Here is a 24,836-nt window from a genome sequence, read left to right on the forward strand (position 1 = left end):
GCATGAGCGCCCGACGCGCCGCCGTCCTGCTCGCGTTCGTCGCGGTCGCGGCCTTCGCCAACTCCATCGGCAACGGCTTCGCGTACGACGACAACGAGATCGTGCTGCGCAACCCCACCGTGGTGGCGGGTCGCGTGCTCGACGCATTCGCCACTCCCTACTGGCCGGAGCACGCACCCGGGACGGGGCTCTACCGGCCCGTCACCGTGGCCAGCTTCGCGCTGGAGTGGCCGCTCTGGAACGGCGATCCCCGCGGCTTCCATGCGGTCAACGTCCTCCTGCACGCGGGCGTGACCCTGCTGGTCTTCGCACTGCTGCTCGGATGGGTCTCCACGGGGCCGGCGGCGGTGGGGGCGGCGTGGTTCGCCATCCACCCCGTGCATACGGAGGCGGTGGCCAACCTCGTCGGACGCGCCGAGCTGTGGGCCGCGCTGTTCGTCCTGGCGGCCTGTCTGTGCTACGACCGCGTGCGCGCGACCACACCGGCGGCGCGGGCTGCCCGGCTCCTCGCGATCACCCTCTGCTATCTCGCCGCGTTGGGTTCCAAGGAGATCGCGGTGACCCTGCCCGGCCTGCTCGTGCTGATCGCGCTGGCGCGCGACGGCGGGCGCGGTCTCGCGCGTCGTTTGCGGAGCGACGCGCCCGTGTTCGTCGCGCTGGCCGCTGCGCTCGGGATCTTCCTTGCCCAGCGGGTCGGCGTGTTGGGCTCCCTTCTGGGCGAGACCGCCGCACCGGAGCTGCAGACGCTGGGCACCGCGGAGCGGCTGCGCTTCGCGCTGGCGCTCTGGCCCGAGTACCTCCGCTTGCTCTTCGTGCCGTTCGACCTGGTGGCGGACTACTCGCCCGCCGTCCTGCTGCCCCCGGACGGCTGGTCGGCCGACGTCTGGTCCGGACTCTTCGTCCTCGCCGGATTGGTGGCTGCCGCTACGCTGCTCGCGACGCGGGCTCCTCTGGCCGCGTTGGCCATCGCCTGGTTCGGGGTCGCGATCTCTCCGGTGAGCCAGGTGCTGTTCGCGACCGGTGTGGCCCTGGCCGAGCGCACGCTCTACCTCCCCTCGGTCGCGGTGGCGTTGCTCGGCGCGGCGGCGGCGCAGGCGCTCCTACGACGGGTGGACGCGCGCCGCCTGCGCCTCGCGGGCGTGGCCGCGCTCCTGTTCGGGCTCGCGCTGTTGGTGCGCACCGTGGACCGCAATCCTTCGTGGCTCAGCACCTACACGGTGCTCAACACCCTTGCGGCCGAGCATCCCGAATCCACACTCGCGCTCCGCTCCCGCGGGACCGGTCTGGCGCGGGCCGGAGATGTCCAGGGCGCGCTCGCCTCCTACGCCGCGGCCCTGGAGCTCTCTCCGCGCAACTACGCGTTGCTGACGGAGGTGGGGCACTTCCAGGGTGAGCAGGCACGGTGGGACGCGGGGGAGGCGCTGCTGAGGCAGGCGCTGGCGCTCGCGCCCGATCGTCCCCACGCCTATCGCCTGCTGGCCTCCCAGTACCTGATGCGCAGCCGTTTCCGCGAGGCCCACGGGCTGGCGGTGGAGGGATGGGCGCGCGCGGGGGCCGACCGCGAGCTGTTCGCCATCGTGTCCGAATCCTATGTCGCCAAGGGCGACTTCCCTGCTGCGCTGAGGGCACGGCGCGCGGCGTTGGCACAGGCGCCGGACTCCCGCGCCGACTGGAGCCGGCTCGCCGAGATCCTGGAGATGGCCGGGGACTCGGCCGGAGCGGCCGCGGTGCGCGGGTCCTCCGCGTCCCGGATGGGAGAGGCCTCGCCATGAGCGCCCTGACCATGCGGCGCGCGGCGCTGGCCGCCCTCGTGCTCGGGATCGTGGTCTACCTGAACGCGCTCGGAAACGGGTACGCGTACGACGACCAGCACATCCTCGTCGACAACACGCGCATCCATTCCCTGGACACCTTCGGCGAGGCCATCACCGCCCCCTACTGGCCCAATCGGGAAGGGAAGGGCCTGGGGCTGTGGCGCCCGTTCGCCACGGCCACCTACGCGATCGGGTGGAACGCCTTCGACGGAAGCCCGCTGCCCTTCCACGTCCTCAACGTGCTGTTGCACGGTGTGGTCTCGGCGTTGACCGCGCTGCTCGTCGGGGCTCTGACGGCCTCGGCGCCGGCCGCGTTGCTGGGTGGGACCGTCTTTGCGCTCCACCCGGTGCACGTGGAGGTGGTCGCCAACGTGATCGGCTTTGCCGAGCTGTGGGGCGCCGTCACGTTCCTGACGGCCTGCCTGCTGTTCCTGCGGTGGCGCGAGACGGGCTTCGGCCTCGGTCGCAGCCTGGCCCTGACGGCGTTGTTCGTCTGGGGCATCCTGACCAAGGAGAGCGCCATCACGCTGCCCGGCGTCTTCTTCCTGCTGGACGGCTTCCGCGAGGACCGGGGCATCGGGGAGATCGGTCGGTACGTGCGCGAGCGCGCGCTGCTCTTCGGGACGCTCGTGGCCGGCGCGGCCCTGGTCTTCGCCGGTCGGCATGCCGTGCTGGGATCCGTGGCGGACGCCTTCCCGGCGCTGGGCGCCGATCTCCTGAAGGAGATCCCGCGCATCTGGACGCTCGGCGAGATCTGGCTGCACTACGTCCGCCTGCTGTTCCTGCCCCTGGATCTGAGCGCGGACTACTCGCCGGGCGTCGTCGACATCCACATCGGTTGGAACGCGGTCAATACCGTGGGTGCGGTGCTGGCGCTCCTGTTCCTGGTCCTGGCCCTCGTCACGTGGCGCAGCCGCACGGGCGCCCGGGCGATCGGGGCCGGCGTGCTGTGGTTCGTCATCACGATCTCGCCGGTCTCCAACTTCTTCTTCCTGTCGGGTGTGTTGCTGGGCGAGCGGACGCTCTACCTCCCGTCCGTGGGCCTCAGCCTGGCCCTGGGGTGGCTGGGCGTGCGCGCCCTGCGCGAACGCCGGGCGCTCACCGCCGCTCTCCTGTCGGTCTGGCTCGGCGTGTTCGCCGTCCGGACCTGGACGCGTACGCCCACCTGGAAGAGCATGGAGACCGTCTTCCTCACCCTGATGGACGAGCACCTGGAGGCTGGACGGGCGCAATGGGTGGCCGGCGACTCGCACTGGCAGGAGAACCAGGTGAGCGAGGCCCTGCGCAACTACCGGTATGCCATCGGCACCGTGGGGGCGGGCTACAGCCTGCTCTCGGAGGTCACGCGCAAGCTCCTGGGGCTCGAACGCTGGGCGCAGGCGGAGTTCCTGGCCCGTATGCTCGTGGCCGACCAGCCCCGCTGGGACGCCGGCTACGCGTATGTGGCCCTGGCCCTGGACGGCCAGGGGCGGCCGGAGGAGGCCGTCGAGTGGGCGGAGCGCGCCCGGGACCTGGATCCGGACGTGGCCGTCACCCACCACATGCTGTCCGGCCTGTACGCCCGCCTGGACCGGATCCCGGACGCCATCGAGGAGCGGCAGGCCGCCATCGATGCCGGCGAGGACGAACACTGGCAGCAGTGGTTCTGGCTGGCCGAGCTCCATGGGCGGCTCGGAGACACCGCCCGGGGGCGAGAGATCCTCGACTCGGCCCGGGTCCGGGACCCCGAGCCGGAGGGCCTCGCCCAGATCGACAGCCTGGCGGCGGCGTGGGGCCCCTCCTCCACGCCCTGAGCCCGGTCCTCCCCGCCTCCAGCCCGCTCCCGCCGGCCGCCCGGCGGACCCCAGGGCGCCGAAGCCCCTCCATCCCGTGGGGGTCGGCCAATCTGGCAGATCCCAACGTTCCCACCGCCCGTCACGAAGTGCCCGTGATCTGCAAGAGATTTGCAGAATCCTGCCGCACGGGGCCGGAAGAGGGGGCGGCGGCCGACCGGAGCGTACGCTCCAAGTGATTGCGGCACAAACACTTGAGTACAGACGCCCTTGGACTGGTCCTAGCCTTGCCCAAAGGCCGCCCAGCCTGGGAAGGCCCAGGGTTTCAAAAACTTCAGGGAAGTTTCACGTAAGGAGTCTGGTGATGCGGAACACCAAGGGTTTTACGCTGATCGAGCTGCTGATCGTGGTCGTGATCATCGGCATCCTGGCCGCGATCGCGATCCCGAAGTTCTCGGCGACGCGTGAGAAGGCCTACTTCGCAGCGATGAAGTCGGACCTCAAGAACCTGGCGGCGCAGCAGGAGATCTACTACGCCGACAACTACAGCTACACGACGTCCTCCACGAACCTCGGTTTCGTGGCCAGTCAGGGCGTGACGGTCGGTTCGGCCGCCACCTCTTCGGGCTGGAACGCTTCGGCGACGCACAGCGCGCTGGGTGGTACCGAGGGCTGCGCGATCTACTACGGTTCGTCCACGGCTCCGACGTCTCCGACGACGCCGTCCGCCCCGGGCGAGGTCGCCTGCACCCGCTAAGGGTGACCCCCGCGGTGTAACCGCAAGACCCTTACGCACGGCCCGGGCTCGCCCGGGCCGTGCCGGGTCCGGCGGGGCGAGAGCCGGCACCGCGAACCCCCCAGTCCCCCCCAACCGCCCATGGATGACCGAGCGATGAAGAGAGCGGGCTTCACGCTGATCGAGCTTCTGATCGTGGTGGTCGTCATCGGCATCCTCGCGGCCATCGCGATCCCCAAGTACAACTCGATGCGCGACAAGGCGCTCCTGAGCGCGCTCCGCTCGGACCTGGCCAACCTCGCCATCACCCAGGAAGCGTACTACGACGACAACTACGTGTACGCGGCCAACACGACCTCGCTGGGGATGACGGTGACGCGGGACGTCTCGATCGCCATCAACGAATCCACGAGCAGCGGGTGGGCAGCCACGGCCACCCACCCGGGTCTCGCGTCGGACAACTGCGGGATCTACCACGGCAACGCCTCCTCGGCCAACGCCTCTCCCGCCACGCAGCCTGGCATCATCTATTGCACAAAGAACTAGGCCGCCCAACCTTGGTCTGACCCGGAGGGTCGGTGGGTCCTGCCCACCGCCCCTCTTGTGCTTCCCCAGGGCGAGGTGACCAACGAGGGTGGAGTCGCAGGTAGCGCCGGACGCGGGGGTCCGGCCCGGTCCGGACCCGGAGCGGCCGTCGGTGCCCTTCAGGCGCACGCTGCTGCTCTCGATCGGCATCCTGTACGTCAGCCTGCTGGCGCTGGCCGCGGTGTCGCTCTACCTCATGCTGCCCTGGCTCGGCTCGGTGGCCCGGGGGATCCTGTTCGCCTTCGCCCTCCTGGTGCTGAGCGTCGGATTCCTGTGGGCGTTCGGAGGGGCACTGTTGAGCCGCACCCTCCTGGGTCCCCTGGACCGCCTGGTCTCGGACGCCCAGCGCATCGCCGGCGGAGACTACCGCCACCGGATCACGCCCGCGCCGACGGCCGAGCTGGCCGCGCTCTCCGAGGCGGTCAACGCCATGGCGGCCCGTCTCATCCATGACCAGGAGCTCCTGGCCGAGAACGTCCGCTCGCTGGAGGAGACGAACCGGGAGCTGATCGACGCCTCGGATGAAGTGATCCGCTCGGCCCGCCTGGCCTCGGTGGGAACCCTGGCGTCCGGCATCGCGCACGAGATCGGCAACCCGCTGTCGGCCGTCATCGGGTTCGTCGACCTGGCCCGCAGCCGGTCCGAGCGGGGGGTGATCGATCCCGATCTGCTGCAGTCCGCGCTCGAGGAGGCCCGGCGCATCGACGGGATCGTCCGGTCGCTGCTCCACTATGCGCGGCCCCGGGACGAGCAGCGCCGCCCCGTGGACACCGTCGAGGTGCTCCTGCGGGTGCGCAACCTCCTGGAGAACCAGGGGCGGTTCGATCTCGTTCCGGTGACCTGGTCGCTTCCCCAGGAGACCCCGCCGGTCGAGATGAACCCGCAGGAGCTGGAGCAGGTCATGGTCAACCTGCTCCTCAATGCCCTGGACGCCCTGGAGGGCCGCAAGGATGCCCGGATCTGGGTGTCCGTGGACGTCATGGACGGCGAGCTGTACCGGGCCCCGTCCCGGCGCGAGAGCGATCCTCCCGGAGTGAACTACAGTCACCGGCGGCGGATCAGCTGGGACGCCGGAGGGCTGCGGGTCGAGCCCCTCCAGATCACGGAGCGCATCGTCACGATCACCGTGCGGGACAACGGCCCCGGGATCCCGGAGGACCATGTCCCCCAGTTGTTCGACCCGTTCTTCACCACCAAGGAGCCGGGCAAGGGAACGGGGCTGGGTCTTGCCGTTTGCTCGCGTCTGGTCGAGGGTATGGGGGGCCGAATCGAAGGGGGCAACCACGAGGAGGGAGGTGCGCGCTTCCTGGTGCGTCTGCCGGTGGTCGATCCCGGCGAAGCGGGGGCCCTGGCGGTCGAACCCATGGAGGGGCAGGAGAGCGCGTGAAAATCCTCGTCGTCGACGATGATCCGGGACTCCGGAAGTCCCTGACCATGATCCTGAAGGATGCCGAATACGAAGTGCTGACGGCGTCCGCTGGCGAGGACGGACTGCGGATCGCTGCGGCCGCGGAGCCCGACATCATCCTCACCGACGTCCGCATGCCGGGCATGGGCGGTCTGGAGTTCCTGGACGCCTACAAGGAGACGCGGGGGGACGCGCTGGTCCTCGTGATGACCGCGTATGGCAGCCAGGATCTGGCGATCGACGCCATGAAGCGCGGCGCCTACGACTACCTGCCCAAGCCGTTCGGCGCCGACGAGGTCCTCCTCACGGTCAAGAAGGCGATGGAGCGTGAGAAGCTCCGCCGCGAGGTCGGGCGTCTCCGGGCCCAGGTGCGGGCGGATCGGCGGTTCGGGGATATCGTGGCCCGCGCTCCCGCCATGGTCCGTGCCCTCGAGATCGCCTCCAAGGTGGCGCCCCATCCCTCGCCGGTGCTCATCACGGGCCCGAGCGGGACCGGAAAGGAGCTGGTCGCGCGCCTGATCCACCAGGAGAGCGACCGCCGCGACCTGTCGTTCATCCCCGTCAACTGCGGGGCGATCCCGGAGACCCTGCTGGAGTCCGAGTTCTTCGGCTACGTGCGGGGGGCGTTCTCGGGCGCCGAGCGCGACAAGCCCGGTCTGTTCGAGGTCGCCGACAAGGGCACGCTCTTCCTGGACGAGGTGGGCGAGCTGCCCGCGAGTCTGCAGGTCAAGCTGCTGCGCGCGCTGCAGGAGGGGGAGATCCGGCGCGTGGGCGGCACCGAGAGCCAGCGCGTGGACGTGCGGGTCATCTCGGCCACCAACCGTCAGCTGCGCGAAGAAGTGGAGAAGGGCAACTTCCGCGAGGATCTCTACTACCGTCTCGCCGTCGTGCCCATCTATCTGCCTCCGCTGCGCGAGCGTCCCGAGGAGATCCCCGATCTCGTGCACTTCTTCATCGATCGCCACTCGGAGCGGCTGCGCATTCCCGTGACCGGGATCGAGCCCGAGGGCATGGAGGTGCTCCTCAAACACGCCTGGCCCGGGAACATCCGTGAGCTCGAGAATCTGCTCGAGCAGGCGATGGTGCTCTCCGACCGTCCGGTGCTGCGGGCGGAGGACCTGCCCGACCGCCTCCGGCGGCCGGACGTGCCGGGCGTCGCGGGAGTGACCACCGAGAGCGGCGACGACCTCTCGGTCAAGCGCCACACGGCGTCGCTGGAGCGGAGCCTGATCCAGCGGGCGCTGGAGCGCACGGGCGGCAACCGCACGCATGCGGCCGAGCTGCTCGAGCTGTCCCCGCGGGCGCTGCGCTACAAGATCCGGGACTACGACCTGGAGTAGGGGGCGGTAACGTCCGGCCCGCCGCGGGCTCGGGCGAACGGCCGGTCCTTCCATCCCCGCGCCCACGCGTCGTGCCCATCGTTCCGCCATGGAACGTGGCTTCACGCTGGTCTCGCTCGTGGTGGCCCTGGCGCTCGTCGCCCTGGTGCTCGCCGCCACCCTCCCGCGGGTCGCGCGCCAGCGCGACCGCCTGGCCTGCATCGCCGCCCGGGATGCGCTGATCGCCCGCGCGGAGCGGACCCGCAGCGAGGCGACCCGCCTCGGCTCGGCCGCCCTGATCGTCGATCCCGACTCCGCCCGCGTCTGGTGGGAGACCGCCGGACATCCCCGCGACACCCTCGACCTGCGGCGCGCCTTCGGCGTCGACGTGGTCCAGCCGACGGGTCGCACCCTGCATCTCGCGTTCGATCGGCTGGGCATCGGTCGCTTCGCCTCGGCGACCATCGTGCTGGCCCGGGGCACCGAACAGGCGTCGGTGGTCGTGTCCAGCTACGGGAGGATGGCGCGATGAGGCGGGAGACCTGCGCGGGAGACGGCGGGGGCCCCGCAGCGCGGGCGCGAGCCGATCGCGCGGGTACGCTGCTGGTGGAGGCGGCGCTGGCGCTCGTGGTGTTGGAGGTTCTCCTCGTCACCACCCTGGGGAGCACGGTGAAGGCGACCCGCACGCTGGCGGAAGCGGGTCTGCGTCACCACGCCTTGCGCGAGGCGGAGGCGCTGGCCGACTCGCTCGCCTGGATGGGACTCCGCGGATCGGGCGTCCACACGGGCGCCTGGGGCCGCCTGGAGTGGGCGGCCAGCGGTAGCGCCCTCGCGGTCGACGTCTTCGGACCGGGCGGAGCCGCGACCCCGTGGACCCGGCTCCAGGCGGTGCTGCCGTGAACCGGGTGGGCGCCGTCGGATTGGAGTGGGTCGTGGGCGTCCTGCTCGTCCTGGCGCTCGCGGCGGTCGGCTTCGGAGCGCTCTCCCTGGTGCAGCGCACGCTGCTCGATGGAGTGCGTGTCTCCGAGTCCGCGACGGTGTTGGCCGACGTCTCGCGGATCGTGGGCGACGAGATCCGCGCGGGCGTGGCCGCACGCGATTGGAGCGTGCACGGCGGCGACTCCGTGGCCCTGCGCGCGTTCCGCGGAACGGCCGTGGTCTGCGCGAGCAACGGTGCCGATCTCTCGGTCTCCTACCGCGGGGACCGCGCGGTGGACACCGCCAAGGACTCCGTGCTCGTGCTCGATGGAGACGCGCGATGGGCCGTTGCGGCCGTCACCCGCGTCACGCGGGCTCCGGGAGCGTGTGGAGCGGCGGGGGACCAGCGCTGGCGTCTGGACCGGGTGATCGCACACGCCAGCGTCGGACGCGTCTTCGAGCGCGGGGCGTACACGTTGGCTGCGTCCAGCCTGCGCTACCGCCGGGGGCTCGGTGGACGGCAGCCCCTGACCTATGCCCGCCTGGATTCGGCCGGCACGGGCTTTCGTCCCGCGGGCACGGGGGGCGTCGGCGTGGAGCTGGTGCTCGCGGGCGTCCGCGGGAGCGCCGCTCGGCAGACCCGGACCTTGTGGCCGCGGAGTCCGCGTCCGTGATTGATCGACGCGGTGTCGCGCTCGTCCCGCTCCTGCTCTTGATGGCCGGTATGCTGGTGTGCGCCGGTGCCGTCGTGTCGCTCGGCGTCGCGGCGCGCGCCGGAGTGGCGGTGGAGCGCGAGCGCGTTCAGGTGCGTCTCGCGGCCGAGGCCGGGCTCCGCGGACTGGGCCTGGGAGCGGCCGAGCTGGCCCTGCTCCCCGGGCCCGCGGTGGGCCACGGCGTGGGGACGCTCCCGGGCGGCGTCACCTGGACGCGTGATCTGCAGCGCCTCTCCCCGGAGCTCTTCCTGTTCCGGGCCGAGGGTCGGGCCCCGCCCGCTCCGGCTCGACGTCTCCTGGGCCGCGTCCTGTGGCGTCCCGACCCCTCCGTCCGGCTGTCCCGGTTCGCTGCGGTGCTGACCGCAGGCGGTCCGGCCGTCCGGGTGCCGCCCGCCCGGGTCGACGGCGACAGCGTCGCCCTGTCGCCTCCGGGTTGGCCGTCGGCGGTGTGCGCGGCGGCTGCGCCCGCAGTGGCCGCGTCCTTCCCGACGGGCACGCTCCCCCCGGTCGGCACGGCGGTCCGGGGCCCCGGAGCGGGCCCGCTGGATGTGGCCGACCTCGTCGCCCGGGCCATCCCCGTGCCGGGTCCCGCGCTGGCCCCCGCCCCCGTGGCCACCGGCGGCGTCTGCTTGGCTGGCCCGGGCAACTGGGGTTCGCCCGGCGACCCCCTCGGACCGTGTGGAGGGCACTTCCCGCTGCTGGGGGCGGACGCGCCGCTGCGCGTCACCGGCGGGGAGGGGCAGGGCATCCTCGTCGTGGATGGCGACTTGACCCTCGAAGGTGGAAGCCGTTTCGCGGGCATCCTGCTCGTCGCCGGGACCCTCACGGTGCGGGGCGGGGCCCGCGTCGAGGGCTTCGCGCAGACGGGGGCCGGAGCCCAGGTGGTTGGGGGGGGCGTGATCCTGGGGTCGGCCTGTGCGGCCTGGCGGGCGCTCGAAGGTCTGGCCACCGCCCTCCCGGGCATACCCCTCCCGGACGGCGGGTGGATCGAGCCCCTCTGAGCGGCTCCGGAGGACCGCCTTCCGGGGCAAAGGTTGCCCCGGAGGGAGAAAAAGGTGTCCGCGGGGGCACCCGCGGCCGGGGCCGCAACGGCACCGTGGCGGGGTTTCCGGCTGGCACGGAATTCGTACTGACGCAACGCGCTCTGCAGCGCCGCAACACCCTTCCAGGGTAGCGGTCGGCCTCCGGGGGGAGGTGCGGAGCGCGGTTCCGGGCGGTCCTGCCCGACCTGTTGTGGCGAAGTGCGGGAACGCTACCGGATACGGTGTGGCATGCTTGACACAAATTCTCGGCGCATGGTACTCTCCTCCAACTTTCTCCAGGGTTCTCGCCGGCCCTGGTTTGGTGGGACGGCAACCTAAATGGGCTTCTTTGGACGGAAGAAGAGTTCGCTCGGCCTCGACATCGGCAGCGGATTCGTCAAGCTCGTCGAGGTAGACTCGGCGGGAGGCCAGCCGGAAGTGGCGCGGGTCGCCATCCGCCCCCTGGTGCAGGACGCCATCGTGGAAGGTGAGGTCATGGATCCCGGCCTGGTAGCCGAGACGATCCGTGGCCTTTTCGACGATCTGGGCTACAAGTCCCGCGAGGTCGTCACGTCGGTGGGCGGCCACGACGTGATCATCAAGAAGATCGAGATGGATCGGATGAAGGAAGCCGACGCTCGAGAGGTGATCCGTTGGGAGGCCGAGCAGCACGTTCCCTTCGACATCAAGAGCGTCGAGCTCGACTTCCAGATCCTGGATCCCCACGGCGAGGGGCTGCAGATGGACGTCCTGCTCGTCGCCGCCAAGCGTGAGCTGGTCGACAACAAGGTCAACCTGCTGATGGAGGCCGGCGTCACGCCTCGCGTCATCGACGTGGACGCGTTCGCCCTCCACAACGCCTTCGAATTCAACTACCCCGAGGGACGCACCGGCGTAGTGGCCCTCGTCAACGTCGGTCACGAGATGACCAACGTGAACATCCTGGAGGACGGGGTTCCCGTCCTCACGCGTGACATCCCGTTCGGATCGCGGCGCATCCGCGAGGACCTGCAGCGCGAACGTGGCCTCACGGCCGATCAGGCGGAGGCGGTGCTGCAGGGCCGGGGGAACATCCCCGACCTGGAGCGCTTCGTGGAATCGAGCGCCGACGAGATCGCGGTCGGAATCGAGCGCGCCTCGGCGTTCTTGATGACCCGACAGGCCGGGGCCGGTCTGGGCCGCATCCACCTGAGTGGTGGCGGCGCCCGCATCCCGGGCATGGCCGAAGCGCTCGCCACCCGCATGAACGTGGCGACCGAGTTGGTCAACCCGTTCGAGCGCATTCCGGTGCGCCCGGACGCGCCGATGGACCTCGCGCTGGAGGAGGCTGCGCCGATGCTGCTGCTTCCGCTCGGCCTCGCGCTCCGATCCCACTAACCGGGTCGACGAACCGTGATCGAAGTCAATCTCCTCCCCGGCGGCAGGAAGCGTCAGGCCGGTGGCAAGGGAATCAAGCTCGGGCTGCCTCGCCGCAAGGGCGACAAGGCCAGCGCAGCCGCCTCCGGCCGCTCCTTCGATCCGTGGATCATGGGGTCCGCGGCCGCCGTCGCGCTCTCGCTCGGCTTGATGGGCTGGATGTTCATGGGAGCCGGGAGCCGCACGACCGAGCTCACGCTCGAGATCGAGGAGGCAGCGCGGGATTCGGCCCGGTACGCGGACCTCATCCAGCAGACGGAGGGGCTTCGCGCGCGCCGCGACACGATCAGCCAGAAGGTGGGCATCATCCAGGACATCGACGGCAACCGCTACGTGTGGCCGCACGTCATGGACGAGGTGGCCCGCGCGCTGCCCGACTACACCTGGCTCACCAGCATCGTGCAGATCGAAGGCGGTTCGGCGCCGACGTTCCGCGTCGACGGGCGCGCGGGCAACAACTTCGCGCTCACGCGTTTCATGGACAATCTGGAGGCGTCGCCGTTCATCCGGAACGTGCGCCTGATCACCACCGAGCGTCAGGCCGTGAACCTGGGAGGCAACGCCGGTCAGCGTGAAGTCCACCAGTTCACGCTGCAGGCTTCCTTCGACCAGCCGCCGCCGGAGCTGATCGAGACCGTGCCGCTGTTCTCGGCGAACCTGGGCGGAACCCTGGTGCCCTAGCGGCGGACCCGAAGAGACGACGATGAAGCTCATCCCGACCGAACCGAAGAAGAGGAACGCGCTCTTCATCGGAGTGCTCGCCCTCCTGGGCCTGTACGCCTTCCAGAGCTACTGGTATGCCCCCCGCAAGGAGAGCATCCAGGAGATGGAGGCGCGGCTCGAACAGCTCACCGACCAGAACCGCCGCGCCCAGATCATCGCGACGCGGGGAGGACAGGAGCTGGAGGAGCGGTTGGCGCTCTATGAGCGCCACCTGCTGCGGCTCGAGCAGTTGATCCCCAGGAGCGAGGAGGTCCCCGCGCTCCTGAACTCGATGTCCATCGAGGCCCGTCAGAACGACGTCGAGCTGGCGTTGATGCGCCCCGACCCCGAATCCGAGACGACCGAGCACTATACCCGCACGGTCTACCAGATCGGCGTCACCGGCAACTATCACAACGTGGGCCGGTTCCTGGCCGCGATCGCATCGCTGCCCCGCATCCTCACGCCCATCGACCTCGACATCACCGCGGCCAACCCCCAGCAGCGCGCGGGCGGAGACGCCGACGCCGATGCAGAGATCGCGGTCCAGTTCAAGATCCAGACGTACACCATTCCGCCGGAGGGCGCCCTGCCGGCGCCCGGCACCGGCGAGGGCATCGCCGCCGGAGGTGGAGCATGAGGTCCACGGCACGTTCCCTGGGCCTGCTGATGGGCCTGGTCGCGATCTCCGCGCCCGGGCTCGCGGCCCAATCCGGTGATCCGGGCTCGGGTCCGCCGCCGGACACCTCGGGCACGGAGCTCGTCTTCGAGCGAGAGGTGTTCGCCTATCCCAGCTTCGCGCGCAGGAACCCCTTCAGCCCGCTCGTGTCCGGCAACGACACCGAGCCCCGGTTCGAGGAGCTGGTTCTCCTGGGCGTCATCTACTCCACGGATCCCGCCGCCAGCGTTGCGCTGCTGAGCGTGGATACGCAGCAGGGGGCCACGGCCCGGACCTTCCGCGTCCGGCGCGGTGACCGTCTCGGGAACACGCGGGTGCTGCAGATCCAGCGCACGCGGGTCCTGGTCGAAGTGGAAGAATTCGGTCTCACGGAACAGAGGGCCCTCGAGGTGAAGCGGCCCGGCCAAGGAGGGTCACGATGACCGCTATCCTGACGGCGGTTCTTGCCGTCGCGGTGTTCGGCGGAGATCCGGTCAAGAGGCTCGACGTCCTGCCCAATGCGGAGCGGACCGAGATCATGATCGGCATCGAGGGCGAGGTACAGGTTCGCGATTTCACCCTCGAGGCGCCGCAACGCCTGGTGGTCGACCTGCTCGGGGCCGTGCACGCCCTGCCGCGCGCCAACTACCTGGACATCAACCGCGGTGGAGTCCGGGCGGTCCGGACCAGCCAATATTCGGCGGACGTCGTCCGGGTGGTGGTCGAGCTCGACCACGCGGTGCGCTACGAGGTCGAGTCGGGGGGTGGCTTCGTCCGCCTCTCCCTGGAGGGCCCGGGAGGCGGGTTCGAGCCCTGGTCCACCGCCGAGGGACTGCCGAGCACAGCTCCGACGCCGGCCGCCGACGCTCCGACGGCCGACGCCGTGGATGCGCTGTTGGCCTCGCCGGCCGTGCAGCAGATGGAAGCCACACGCTCCAGCGCGCTTCCCCAGGAGGCGCGCCGCATCACGGTCTCCTTCTCCGAGACCCCGATCCGGGACGTGCTCTTCACCTTCGCAGAGTTCGCGGGACGCTCGATCGTCGCCGGAACGAACGTCCAGACGAGCGTCTCGGCGGACATCCGGGACCAGCCCTGGGACGTGGCCCTGCAGACGATCCTGGAAGCCCAGGGACTGGCGGCGCGCGAGATGGAGACCGGGATCATCCGGGTCGACAACATCGAGAACCTCAGCCAGCGCGAGACCATCGAGGCGCTGGTCACGCGGCCGTTCCGCGTCAACTACGCGGCGGCCGAGGAGCTGTCCCAGTCCATCTCCGGCCTCCTCAGCGAGCGTGGCCGCGTGACGGTCGGCAGCGGGACCAACACGGTGATCGTCACCGACGTCCCGCGGGTGCTGGATGCGGTGGAGGACCTGATCGGCCAGCTGGATGTGCGCACGCCGATGGTCAACATCTCTGCCAAGATCATCTTCGTGAACCGGACCGACCTGGACGAATTCGGCATCACGTACGACCTGAAGGACTCGCGCGGCAACCAGCTGAACGTTCTGACGCCCGGTGCCATCGACGCGGACGGCGACGGGCAGCTCGAGCTGCCCGACGAGCAGGTGGAGCGCGGGACCGACGTGATCAGCCTGGGCGGGAGCTCCGTGGCCGCGCTCGGGAACGCCCGCAACCGGTTGCCGAGCCCGGCGCTGAGCGTGCTGACGTCCCTGCTGGTGGGCCGCTATACGCTGATCAACTTCATCGACGCGCTCGAGTCGCTCGACCTGAGTGAGGTGCAGGCCGCTCCGACCCTGACGGTGATGGACAACAAGGCCGCCCGGGTGCTCGTCGGTGAGCGGACGCCGCTGCGCGTCGTCGACCTGGGTTCGCAGGGTGGCGGTGGCGGGGGCGGTGGCGGTGCCGGCGGGAACATCCCGCAGGCCACCGTCCAGCTCCAGGAAACGGGCATCAAGCTGGACGTCACGCCCCACGTCACGGCAGGCAACAACATCCTGCTCGACCTGCGGGCCGAGCGCTCCGCGGCCGAGCTGGCCCAGTCGGACGCCGGCTTCATCTTCCGCACGCAGGAGGCGGAGTCGCGGGTGCTCGTCGAGGACGGCGAGACGGTCGTCATCGCCGGTCTGACCATCTCGGAGCGCACGGAGTCCCGTTCGGGAATCCCGCTCCTCATGAGCCTGCCCGTCGTCGGGCGCCTCTTCCGCGTGACGCGGGAGCAGGAGATCCAGCGTGACCTGATCATCCTGGTCACGCCCCAGATCGTTCGCAACGACGGGTAAGCCACCGGAGCCTGATCAATGATGTCTAGAATGATGTCGCGGCCGAGGCGCCTTGCTCGCCTCGGTCTGGGGACGGCTGCGACGCTGGTTCTCTTCGGGTGCGAAGGGGAGAACCTGTTCCAGCCCGGTGCGCGGGGCGGCTCGGACGCCAATCCGCCGTCCGTGGAGATCGTCGAGCCGCGCGATCCGGCCGCCAATCCGATCGGCGACTCGTTGCTGGTCGCCGCGTCGATCGAGGACAACGGCGGGGTCGACTCCGTCCGCTTCGAGGGCTACGCCTTCCGCGGTGACGCGTCGCTCGGTACCGACACGATCATCGAGCGCTTCATCTCCAAGACGGTGCCGCTCGACCAGGCCACCGATACCGTGGTGCGCCGCTACCTGCTGCCCACCGCGGACAGCACCCGCGAGACGGCGCGGCTGATCGTGACCGCCTTCGATCGGAGCGGAAACGCCTCCTCCGACACGCTGCAGCTCATCCTGGGCGCTCCCCGGGTCCGGCTGCTTAACGTGACGGAGGGGCAGCGCATCCTCTCCGGTCTGGGCCTGGCCGTCCGCATCGAGGCCTACGACCCGAACGGCATCGTGCAGGTGCAGCTGCGTTCACGCGGCGCCGCCGATCAGACACTCACGCGGACGTTCAATCCGCCGCAGGACTCGATCGCGTTCGACACGTCCTTCGTGGTGCCGGATGCGGCCGTGGGCCCGCTGCAGCTGGAAGCTGCGGCCCGGAGCACGCTGGACGTCGAAGGTGTGGACGGCCCGGTCACGCTGGTGGTCGTCTCCTCCTCCGCGGCGGACACGATCCGCCCGTCGGGGAAGATCGCCCTGGACGCGCCCACGCGGATGGAGCTCGGCGACTCGGTCCGGGTGACGGTCAGCGGCTTGGACGATCCGCAGGGCAGCGGGATCCGGCGGGTCGGCTACACCGCGTTCGCCATCTCGCCGACGCGGGGTGACACGCTGATCCGCTCGGGTGAGCGCACCTATGATCCGGCACGGACGGGCAACGTCCAGGAGACGTTCTCCTTCGCGCCCTTCAACGTCGATTCGCTCTCGCTGCCCGACACCCTGGTGTTCGAGGTGGTGGGCTACCTGATCGACGGGGACGACAACTGTTCCGCCGCGGTCGGAAGCGCGACCAACCAGAGCATCGCGTGCGTGAGCCTCGGCAGCGGCGAGATCGTGGCCCAGCAGGCTTCGGCCGAGCGTCTGGTGCGCTCGATCGTGGCCGGGCGCACGGTGCGTCTGCCGGCGGGCGGCTTGATCATGGACGCGGTGGTCGACACGGCCCGTCGCAATCTGTGGCTCAGCAACATCGACCGGGATCAGGTCGAGGTCTTCCGTCTCCAGGAGGAGCGGTTCATGGACCCCGTCCCGGTCGGCGCGGAGCCCTGGGGGCTGACGCTGAACCGCGCTGAGGACACCCTCATCGTGGCGAACTCGGGCGGCACCAACATGTCGAACGTGTGGCTCGGGCCGATCGACCCGTTCAACCCGTACGACGCACACGTGGAGGACGGCAACCGCCGATTCCTGACGCCCGACGTGTACTTCTTCGACGTCGAGCGTGCCCTGGACGACACGGGTGCCGAACGCCACAACGTCTTCGTGGTGCCCGACGCCTCGCCGCCCGGATTCTCCGATCGGCCGCAGTACATGGCCGTCGATTCGACCGGCCGCATCCTGTACTCCACGCGGACCTCGCTGCTCGGGGACCTGGGCACCATCCGACGGGCGTTCGTGCCGGCGGGCGGTTTCCGGACCGAGGTGGTGATGTTCTACGAGCACTCCCGCCTGCTGGAGGCCCCGGACTTCACGGCCATCGGGAACATCGACGACATCGGGATCTCGCTGTCGGTCCCGGACTCGAGCGGAATCCAGAACGACCTGGCCACACTGGTGGACCACGTTCCGGGGACGAACACGGTCATCACGGGCGGCCCGGCGCCGTTGCAGCAGGCCATCGCCGATCTCGCGGCCGCCGGCTCGGACATCGTGGCCGGGACCGGTCGCTGGAACGTGCCGGGCATGACCTTCCTCGACACGACGTTCGTGGCCGCCTCCGGCGACCGCGGGTGGGTGGTCTTCGGTGAAGGGTCACGCCAACCCGTGGGCCGGGTCATCATGTACCAGGCCTCGACCGATCGCATCAGTGACGTGGTGTCGGTCACCGACCTCATGACCAATCCGAGCGAGGAGGTTCGTGGGATCGGGCTCAACAACGACGGCACGCTCGGCGTGGCGCGCGGCAACCAGGCGTACTTCTTCTCCACCGACCTGCGTCTGCAGGGTGTCGCGGATCTGCCCGGCGGCGGCTCCGGCGCTGCCCTGCATCCGCTGCACGCGAACTACCCGACGCTGCAGTCGCCCGGGCAGTACGACCCGGACACGCACCTGGCCTTCCTCGGCACGGGCGAGGGCACGATCGACATCATCGATGCATTCCACTTCAATCGACTGGGTCGCATCTTCATCCGCGACGTGATGTCGGGTCCGCTGCGGGCGGCGCTGCCGTTCCCGGAGGACAACGCGGGTCTGCAGTGCCAGACGAAGCCCGTCTTCAACAGCTCGGGCCGCCTGATCGGGAACGCGCTGGACATCTTCGCCGACGTGTCCGGCCTGGTGCCGTACCCGGCCGAGGGCGGACCCTCGGAGGATCGCTGTGTGGCCCTGAAGCTGTACGGGGTCACGAGTGGCGGTGGCGTGGTCGTGATCGACGTCCGCAAGGGCGATATCCTGAAGAACCACCCGGCACGCTGATCGAGGCATCTTCGGCGCTGCCAGCATCGTCAGGGCCCGGCTCCCTTCGGGGAGTCGGGCCCTTGCCGTCCCCTCTCGGAAGGGGGCGGGGGTGGACGGACCGCACCGGCGTCCTACTTATATAGTCATGAGCATTTTCCACTTCCGCACCGCGGGCGAGTCCCACGGGCCCGGCCTCGTCGCCCTGATCGAGGGGGTCCCGGCGGGTCTGCGCCTGGAGGCGGACCGCGATATCGATCCCGAGCTGTCCCGCCGGCAGATGGGCTACGGTCGGGGTCGTCGCATGCGGATCGAACAGGACCGGGTCCAGGTGCTGTCCGGCATCCGGCTGGGCGAGACGTTGGGCTCACCCATCGCGCTCCTGGTCTGGAATCGCGACCACGAGAACTGGTCGACGGCGATGGGGGCGGCTCCTCCACCGGCGGACGTGAACCCCAAGGCCCTCAAGCCGGTGCACCTGCCGCGTCCCGGCCACGCCGACATGGCGGGGGTGCTCAAGTACGACCGCCGCGAGGCCCGGGACATCCTCGAGCGCGCCAGCGCCCGGGAGACCGCCGCGCGCGTGGCCGCGGGCGCCGTGGCCAAGCGGTTGCTGTCCGACCTGGGCGTCACGGTCGGAAGCCATGTCCTGTCCATCGGCGGGGTGGAGGCCCGGATCCCGGAGCTCCTGCCGCCCGACCTGAACGGCGCCGCGGATGCGTCGCCGGTCCGGGTGCTCGACCCCGACGCCGAGGCGCGGATCATCGCCGCGATCGACCGGGCGAAGGAGGACGGGGACACCCTGGGCGGGATCTTCGAGGTGGTCGTGCAGGGGCTCCCCGTCGGTCTGGGGAGCCACGTGGCCTGGGACCGGCGCCTGGACGGCCGGCTGGCGGCCGCGTTGATGTCCATCCAGGCCATCAAGGGCGTGGAGATCGGGCCGGGCTTCGAGAACGCACGCCGGCCCGGGTCCGGGGTCCATGATGCCATGGACAACGCCCCCGGGAACCGCTTGAGTGGAGGGGTATCACGCGCCACCAACCGGGCGGGGGGGTTGGAGGGGGGCATGACCAACGGGGAGCCGCTGGTGGTGCGGGCGGCCATGAAGCCGATCGCTACCTTACGGACCCGGCTACCGAGCGTGGACCTGCGGGACGGCTCGGTGCGCGATGCGGCGGTGGAGCGGAGTGACGTCTGCGCCGTGCCGGCGGCCGCCGTGATCGGGGAGGCCATGGTGGCCCTCGTCCTCGCGGACGCCGTGCTGGAGAAGTTCGGCGGGGACTCCATGACCGAGTTGGTCCGCAACCACAGGACCTATGTGGAGGCCCTGGCCGAGCGGATCCGCGACCGCGGCGGGCCGGCGCTGCACGCGGAAGCGGGATGAGACCGGCTCCGCGCCGGGTGGTCTTGATCGGATCGATGGGCAGCGGCAAGAGTACGGTGGGGCCCGTCCTGGCGGACCTGCTGGGATGGGCGTTCGCGGATGCGGATGCGGAGCTGGAGCGGGAGGCCGGACAGAGCGTCGCGGACGTCTTCGCCGCCGAAGGCGAAGCCGGCTTCCGCAGGCGCGAAGCGGCCACGATGCGGCGGCTGCTGGAACGCGACGGCCTGGTCGTCGCATCCGGCGGCGGCTGGGCAGCCCAGGCCGAGGCCTGGGAGGCCCTGGATGCGGATACGCGCACGGTCTGGCTGCGGGTGGGCCCTTCCGTCGCCCACCGCCGCGTGCGGGAGGACGCAGGACGCGCCCGCCCGTTGGTGTCGGGTCCCGACCCGTTCGGGACCGTCGAGAGGCTGATCCAGGCCCGCGCGCCGTGGTACGGGCGTGCGGACCTGGTCCTGGAAACGGACGATGCCGGGCCGCGTGAGATCGCGGAGCGGATCGCGAGAACCATGAAGGAGACGCCGTGAAGCTGGTCATCGTGGAGTCGCCCGCGAAGGCGAAGACCATCGAGAAGTTCCTCGGTCGCGACTACAAGGTCGCGGCGAGCTATGGGCACATCCGGGATCTGCCGAGCTCGGCTTCCGAGATCCCGTCGCGCTACCGCAAGAAGTCGTGGGCGCGCCTCGCGGTGGACACCGAGGGGGACTTCCAGCCCATCTACGTGGTGCCCAAGGAGAGCCAGGCCCGCCTGAAGGACCTGAAGAAGCTGGTGCAGAAGGCGGACGAGCTGCTCCTCGCGACGGACGAAGACCGCGAGGGCGAATCCATCTCCTGGCACCTGCTGGAGGTGCTGGAGCCCGAGGTCCCGGTCCGCCGCATCACGTTCAACGAGATCACGCGCCCGGCCATCCAACGCGCCCTGGAGCGGCCGCGCGACGTGGACGCCCGCCTCGTGCAGGCCCAGGAGGCCCGCCGCATCCTCGACCGGCTGTTCGGCTACGAGCTGTCGCCCGTGCTGTGGAAGAAGGTCCGCACCAAGCTGTCCGCGGGTCGGGTGCAGAGCGCGGCGCTTCGCCTGGTGGTGGAGCGCGAGGAGGAGCGTCAGGCCTTCAAGAGCACCGCGTACTGGGACGTGGTGGCGCGCTTCCTCGGGGGGGATACGCCGTTCACGGCCCGGTTGACCGCGATCGGCGACCGGCGCCTGGCCACCTCCCGCGACTTCGACTCGATCACGGGCGACCTGGCCGACGGCGCGGATGTCCTGGTGCTCGACCAGGCCGGGGCGGAGGCCGCGGCGGAGGCCTCGCGCCAGGCGCTGCCCTGGACCGTCACCCGCGTCGAGCGCAAGGAGACGCGTCAGCGGCCGCAGGCCCCCTTCACCACGTCGACGTTGCAGCAGGCGGCCGGCTCGCGCCTGCGCATGAGCGCCAAGCAGACCATGCGGGTGGCGCAGGCGCTCTACGAAGGGATCGACCTGGGGGAGGGGGAGCGCGAAGGGCTCATCACGTACATGCGGACCGACTCGGTCCACCTGAGCGACGAGGCCATCCAGGCGGCCGGCACGCTGATCCGGAAGCGGTTCGGGGACGCCTATCACGACGGGCCCCGCTACTACCAGACCAAGGCCAAGGCGGCCCAGGAGGCACACGAGGCCATCCGGCCCACCGTGCTCTCCCGCACGCCCGACTCGGTGGCGCGCTTCCTGACCAAGGAGCAGCTCGCCCTGTACGATCTGGTGTGGCGCCGCGCGGTGGCGTCCCAGATGGCCGACGCCCGGATCGACCGCACCACCGTGGACCTGGAGGCGCGTCCGGCGGCCGGGTCCGACGCGGCCGCCGTGCACCACTTCCGCGCCAACGGCTCGGTGCTACGGTTCCCCGGCTTCCTGGCCGTACTGGAGACCGAGCGCGAGGATCAGCTGCTGCCGGAGCTCGCCGAGGGGGCGACCGTCGGCGACGAGGCCTCGGGCATCCCGCTGGACGCGCTCGAGCCCGAAGGCCACGAGACCCGCCCGCCGCCCCGCTACACGGAAGCGACGCTCGTGCGTCGCCTGGAGGAGGAGGGGATCGGGCGCCCGTCCACGTACACGCCCACCCTGTCCACCATCCAGGACCGGCAGTACGTGGTGAAGAAGGGCAGTCAGCTCGTCCCGACGTACGTGGGCATGGCCGTGATCCGTCTGCTCCGGCAGCACTTCGGCCCCTACGTGGATCTGGCGTTCACGGCCCGCATGGAGGACACGCTGGACGAGATCGCGTCCGGGGACGTGGACTCCGTCGACTTCCTCTCCGCCTTCTACCGCGGGGACGACGGCGATCCCGGCCTGGTGCGCTCCATCGAAGAAGAGCTGCCGCGCATCGAATACCCGCAGATCCCGGTGGGCCACGATCCCGAGAGCGGCGATCCGCTCTTCGTCCGGATCGGCAAGAGCAGCATCTTCGTGCAACGCGGGGACAGTGACGAACGCGCCACCGTTCCGCTCGAGGTGCTGATCGACGAGCTGACACCCGAGAAGGCCACCGAGATCCTCGCACAGCGCTCCCGGGCCGACGACCCCATCGGGACCGACGACCGCACCGGCCTGCCCATCTATCTGAAGATCGGCCCCTATGGGCCCTACCTGCAGCTCGGTGAGGACGACGACAACGGCAAGCCCAAGCGCGCCAGCCTCCCCCGCGGCATGGGCCCCGAGACCGTCACGCTCGAGTTCGCGCGCAAGCTGCTGTCCCTTCCGCGCTCCCTGGGTACGGATCCCGACACCGGCCACGAGGTGCTCGCCGGCCTCGGGAGGTACGGGCCCTACGTCAACCGCGAGCGCGTCTACCGGAATCTGCCGTCGCTCGACCGCGTCTTCGAGATCGGCCTGGCGGAGGCCGTGGAGCTGATCAACACCAAGCCCAAGCGGGGCAAGACGGTGTTGAAGGCGCTCGGCGCCCACCCCGAGAGCGGGAAGGAGGTCGAGGTCCTCGAGGGTCGCTACGGCCCCTACGTCTCGGATGGCAAGCTGAACGCGTCCATCGCCAAGGACCGGGATCCGCAGGACGTCACCATGGACGAGGCGGTGCAGCTCCTGGAGGACGCCTCCAAGCGCAAGAAGGCTCCGGCGCGGCGGAAGCGGTCCCGCACGTGAGCCGCGCCGTGGTCACGGTCGTCGGGGGTGGGCTCGCCGGCTGCGAGGCCGCGCTGCAGCTCGCCGCCCGCGGACGGGCGGTGCGGCTGTTCGAGATGCGGCCGCACGTGCGCACGCCCGCCCACCAGACCGAGGGGCTGGGTGAGTTGGTCTGCACCAACTCCTTCAAGAGCGAAGACCCCGCCAACGCGCACGGACAGCTCAAGCGAGAGATGGACCGCCTCGGCTCGGTCCTGCTGCGCTGCGCGCGCACGGCGCGGGTGCCCGCCGGATCGGCCCTGGCCGTGGACCGGACCCGCTTCTCCGAGGCCATGACCGGCGCGGTGGCTGCCGAGCCGCTCATCGAGGTGTGCCGGGAGGAGGTGCGCACCCTGCCGGAGGGACCGACCATCATCGCGACCGGCCCCCTCACGTCCGACGCCCTGTCGGAATCCATCCGCGCGCGGCTGGGGGAGGACGGGCTGGCGTTCTACGATGCCATCGCGCCCATCGTGCACCGGGAATCCCTGGACGAAGGCATCGTCTTCAGCGCCGGCCGCTTCTCGGAGTCGGACGACTACCTCAACTGCCCCTTCTCGCGGGACGAGTACGAAGCGTTCATCGATGCGCTGCTCGCGGGCGAGGTGCATACCGGCCATGACTGGGACAGCGTCCCGTACTTCGAAGGCTGCCTCCCCATCGAGGTGATGGCCGAACGCGGGCGTGACACGCTGCGCTTCGGGCCCATGAAGCCCATCGGGCTCACCGACCCGCGCACCGGGCGGCGTCCCTGGGCGGTGGTCCAGCTCCGGCGCGAGGATGCGGCCGGACAGATGCTGAACCTGGTCGGTTTCCAGACGCGCATGAAGATCGGCGCCCAGGCGGACGTCTTCCGGCGGATCCCCGGCCTGGCGGACGCCGAGTTCCTGCGTTGGGGCAGCATCCATCGCAACAGCTACCTCAACTTCCCGGCCCGCCTCTCCGCGCACGGGGGCCTCCCGGACCGGCCCGACCTGGTCTTCGCGGGTCAGCTGACGGGTGTCGAGGGGTACACGGAATCCGCCGCGAGCGGCATCCTGGCCGGCCTCAACCTGGATCGGATGCTCGCGGGCCGCGCGCCGGTGGTGCCGCCCCCCACGACGATGCTGGGCGCCCTGTACCGGTACCTCCACGGCGCCGAGCCGGGCCGCTTCCAACCGATGAATTCCAACTGGGGTCTGGTCGACCCCCTCGCCGATCCCCCGCGCGGGAAGGTGGAGCGGCGGGCGGCCCTGGCCGAGCGCGCCGAGGTCGACTTCGCCGCGTGGGTGTCCCGGGAAGGGGTGGCCCCACCCCTGGCGGCGGTGGGTGGGCACGCCTGAGGCTGCCGATCCCGTGCGGCGGGACGTGGAGCGGTTCCTGGTGCATGTGCGGGACGAGCGCCGCCTCTCCCCGCACACGGTGAGCGCCTACGCCCGCGATCTCGACGCCTTCTGCGCCTTCCAGGACGAGGCGGGGGGTGCCGGGAGCTGGAGCTGGACCGACGTCGATCGTCGACGCATCCGCTCCTTCATGGGCGCGGGCACGCGCGCGGGCCTCGACCGCCGCACGGTGGCGCGCCAGGTGTCCGCGCTGCGGAGCTTCTTCCGCTTCCTGCACCTGGACGAGCGGGTGCCGGCCAATCCAGCCCGGACGGTCCGCTCTCCGCGGATGGAGCGCCGGTTGCCGGGTCACCTGTCCCGCCCCGAGATCGAGCGACTCTTCGAGGATGCGGCCCTCCGGGCCGGGGAGAACACGCTCGAGGGCACGCGGGATCTGGCCATGCTCGAGCTGCTGTACGGCAGCGGTCTGCGGCTGTCCGAGCTCCAGGCCATGGACGTCGGGGACGTGGATGCGAAGGGCGGCCAGGTGCGGGTGCGTGGGAAAGGTCGCAAGGAGCGCATCGTACCCGTGACGGGCTCGGCGCTCCGGGCGCTCGCCCGCTATCTGCCCCGACGGCTGGACGCCCTGGACGGTACGACGACGGACGGAGCGGCGCTCTTCCTGAGCCGGCGCGGCCAGCGTCTCTCGCGGCGCACCATCCAGCGGCGCGTCCGCGAGCGCCTGGGCACGGCCGCCGCCGATGCCGGGCTCAGCGTGCACTCGCTCCGGCACTCCTTCGCCACCCACCTGCTGGACGCGGGGGCCGACCTCCTGGCGGTCAAGGAGCTGCTGGGACACGTCTCGCTGTCCACGACCCGGATCTACACCCATACCTCCCGGGAACGGCTCCGGCAGGTCCACCGGGCGGCGCATCCGCGTGCCTGAGGGCCGGTCCGGA

The 24,836-nt window shown here is 70.6% G+C and carries 21 protein-coding genes; all 21 read left to right on the forward strand.

Annotated features, from left to right (window positions below; all coding sequences use genetic code 11):
* Nucleotides 1–2: 2 nt before the first annotated feature.
* On the forward strand, nucleotides 3–1,772 hold the full coding sequence (locus tag R3E98_05590; protein ID MEZ4422860.1) for a hypothetical protein: 1,770 nt from the start codon (nucleotides 3–5) through the stop codon (nucleotides 1,770–1,772).
* Nucleotides 1,769–3,607 carry a tetratricopeptide repeat protein gene (locus tag R3E98_05595; GenBank protein ID MEZ4422861.1) on the forward strand — a complete coding sequence of 613 codons (1,839 nt, stop codon included), beginning with the start codon at nucleotides 1,769–1,771 and terminating at the stop codon, nucleotides 3,605–3,607. The genes R3E98_05590 and R3E98_05595 overlap by 4 nt, the downstream gene beginning before the upstream one ends.
* A 343-nt stretch (nucleotides 3,608–3,950) precedes the next feature.
* The gene (locus R3E98_05600) at nucleotides 3,951–4,343 is read left to right on the forward strand and encodes a prepilin-type N-terminal cleavage/methylation domain-containing protein (GenBank protein ID MEZ4422862.1); all 393 of its coding nucleotides are present in this window, start codon (nucleotides 3,951–3,953) and stop codon (nucleotides 4,341–4,343) included.
* A 135-nt stretch (nucleotides 4,344–4,478) separates the two neighbouring features.
* The gene (locus tag R3E98_05605) at nucleotides 4,479–4,868 is read left to right on the forward strand and encodes a prepilin-type N-terminal cleavage/methylation domain-containing protein (protein ID MEZ4422863.1); all 390 of its coding nucleotides are present in this window, start codon (nucleotides 4,479–4,481) and stop codon (nucleotides 4,866–4,868) included.
* A 151-nt stretch (nucleotides 4,869–5,019) separates the two neighbouring features.
* On the forward strand, nucleotides 5,020–6,294 hold the full coding sequence (locus tag R3E98_05610) for an ATP-binding protein (protein MEZ4422864.1): 1,275 nt from the start codon (nucleotides 5,020–5,022) through the stop codon (nucleotides 6,292–6,294).
* Complete coding sequence (locus tag R3E98_05615; protein MEZ4422865.1) at nucleotides 6,291–7,655, forward strand: sigma-54 dependent transcriptional regulator; 1,365 nt, start codon at nucleotides 6,291–6,293, stop codon at nucleotides 7,653–7,655. The genes R3E98_05610 and R3E98_05615 overlap by 4 nt, the downstream gene beginning before the upstream one ends.
* 88 nt (nucleotides 7,656–7,743) lie before the next feature.
* Complete coding sequence (locus tag R3E98_05620; protein MEZ4422866.1) at nucleotides 7,744–8,166, forward strand: prepilin-type N-terminal cleavage/methylation domain-containing protein; 423 nt, start codon at nucleotides 7,744–7,746, stop codon at nucleotides 8,164–8,166.
* Nucleotides 8,163–8,534, forward strand: coding sequence for a hypothetical protein (locus R3E98_05625; GenBank protein ID MEZ4422867.1), 372 nt, complete (start codon nucleotides 8,163–8,165; stop codon nucleotides 8,532–8,534). Before R3E98_05620 ends, R3E98_05625 begins: the two co-directional genes overlap by 4 nt.
* A complete protein-coding gene (locus tag R3E98_05630; protein MEZ4422868.1) occupies nucleotides 8,504–9,226 on the forward strand; it encodes a hypothetical protein in 723 nt (240 codons plus the stop codon). The genes R3E98_05625 and R3E98_05630 overlap by 31 nt, the downstream gene beginning before the upstream one ends.
* Nucleotides 9,223–10,266: a hypothetical protein gene (locus tag R3E98_05635; GenBank protein MEZ4422869.1), complete on the forward strand. Its 1,044-nt coding sequence runs from the start codon at nucleotides 9,223–9,225 to the stop codon at nucleotides 10,264–10,266. The genes R3E98_05630 and R3E98_05635 overlap by 4 nt, the downstream gene beginning before the upstream one ends.
* A 360-nt stretch (nucleotides 10,267–10,626) precedes the next feature.
* Complete coding sequence (pilM, locus tag R3E98_05640) at nucleotides 10,627–11,664, forward strand: type IV pilus assembly protein PilM (protein ID MEZ4422870.1); 1,038 nt, start codon at nucleotides 10,627–10,629, stop codon at nucleotides 11,662–11,664.
* A 15-nt stretch (nucleotides 11,665–11,679) separates the two neighbouring features.
* Entirely contained in the window at nucleotides 11,680–12,384 is a 705-nt protein-coding gene (locus tag R3E98_05645; GenBank protein MEZ4422871.1) for a PilN domain-containing protein, read from the forward strand.
* 22 nt (nucleotides 12,385–12,406) lie between these two features.
* Complete coding sequence (pilO, locus tag R3E98_05650; GenBank protein ID MEZ4422872.1) at nucleotides 12,407–13,045, forward strand: type 4a pilus biogenesis protein PilO; 639 nt, start codon at nucleotides 12,407–12,409, stop codon at nucleotides 13,043–13,045.
* Nucleotides 13,042–13,506 (forward strand): hypothetical protein, encoded by a 465-nt coding sequence (locus R3E98_05655; protein MEZ4422873.1) that lies wholly within the window; start codon nucleotides 13,042–13,044, stop codon nucleotides 13,504–13,506. The genes pilO and R3E98_05655 overlap by 4 nt, the downstream gene beginning before the upstream one ends.
* Nucleotides 13,503–15,305: an AMIN domain-containing protein gene (locus R3E98_05660; protein ID MEZ4422874.1), complete on the forward strand. Its 1,803-nt coding sequence runs from the start codon at nucleotides 13,503–13,505 to the stop codon at nucleotides 15,303–15,305. The genes R3E98_05655 and R3E98_05660 overlap by 4 nt, the downstream gene beginning before the upstream one ends.
* Before the next feature lie 18 nt (nucleotides 15,306–15,323).
* On the forward strand, nucleotides 15,324–18,068 hold the full coding sequence (locus R3E98_05665) for a hypothetical protein (protein MEZ4422875.1): 2,745 nt from the start codon (nucleotides 15,324–15,326) through the stop codon (nucleotides 18,066–18,068).
* A gap of 127 nt (nucleotides 18,069–18,195) precedes the next feature.
* A complete protein-coding gene (gene aroC / locus R3E98_05670; GenBank protein ID MEZ4422876.1) occupies nucleotides 18,196–19,431 on the forward strand; it encodes a chorismate synthase in 1,236 nt (411 codons plus the stop codon).
* Entirely contained in the window at nucleotides 19,428–19,955 is a 528-nt protein-coding gene (locus R3E98_05675; protein ID MEZ4422877.1) for a shikimate kinase, read from the forward strand. Before aroC ends, R3E98_05675 begins: the two co-directional genes overlap by 4 nt.
* The gene (gene topA, locus R3E98_05680) at nucleotides 19,952–22,558 is read left to right on the forward strand and encodes a type I DNA topoisomerase (protein MEZ4422878.1); all 2,607 of its coding nucleotides are present in this window, start codon (nucleotides 19,952–19,954) and stop codon (nucleotides 22,556–22,558) included. The genes R3E98_05675 and topA overlap by 4 nt, the downstream gene beginning before the upstream one ends.
* Nucleotides 22,555–23,898 carry a methylenetetrahydrofolate--tRNA-(uracil(54)-C(5))-methyltransferase (FADH(2)-oxidizing) TrmFO gene (gene trmFO / locus R3E98_05685; GenBank protein MEZ4422879.1) on the forward strand — a complete coding sequence of 448 codons (1,344 nt, stop codon included), beginning with the start codon at nucleotides 22,555–22,557 and terminating at the stop codon, nucleotides 23,896–23,898. Before topA ends, trmFO begins: the two co-directional genes overlap by 4 nt.
* Complete coding sequence (locus tag R3E98_05690; protein ID MEZ4422880.1) at nucleotides 23,885–24,823, forward strand: tyrosine recombinase XerC; 939 nt, start codon at nucleotides 23,885–23,887, stop codon at nucleotides 24,821–24,823. The genes trmFO and R3E98_05690 overlap by 14 nt, the downstream gene beginning before the upstream one ends.
* Nucleotides 24,824–24,836: the final 13 nt, after the last annotated feature.

It is taken from the genome of Gemmatimonadota bacterium (assembly GCA_041390125.1).
Classification (GTDB): Bacteria; Gemmatimonadota; Gemmatimonadetes; order Longimicrobiales; family Gaopeijiaceae; genus JAGQIF01.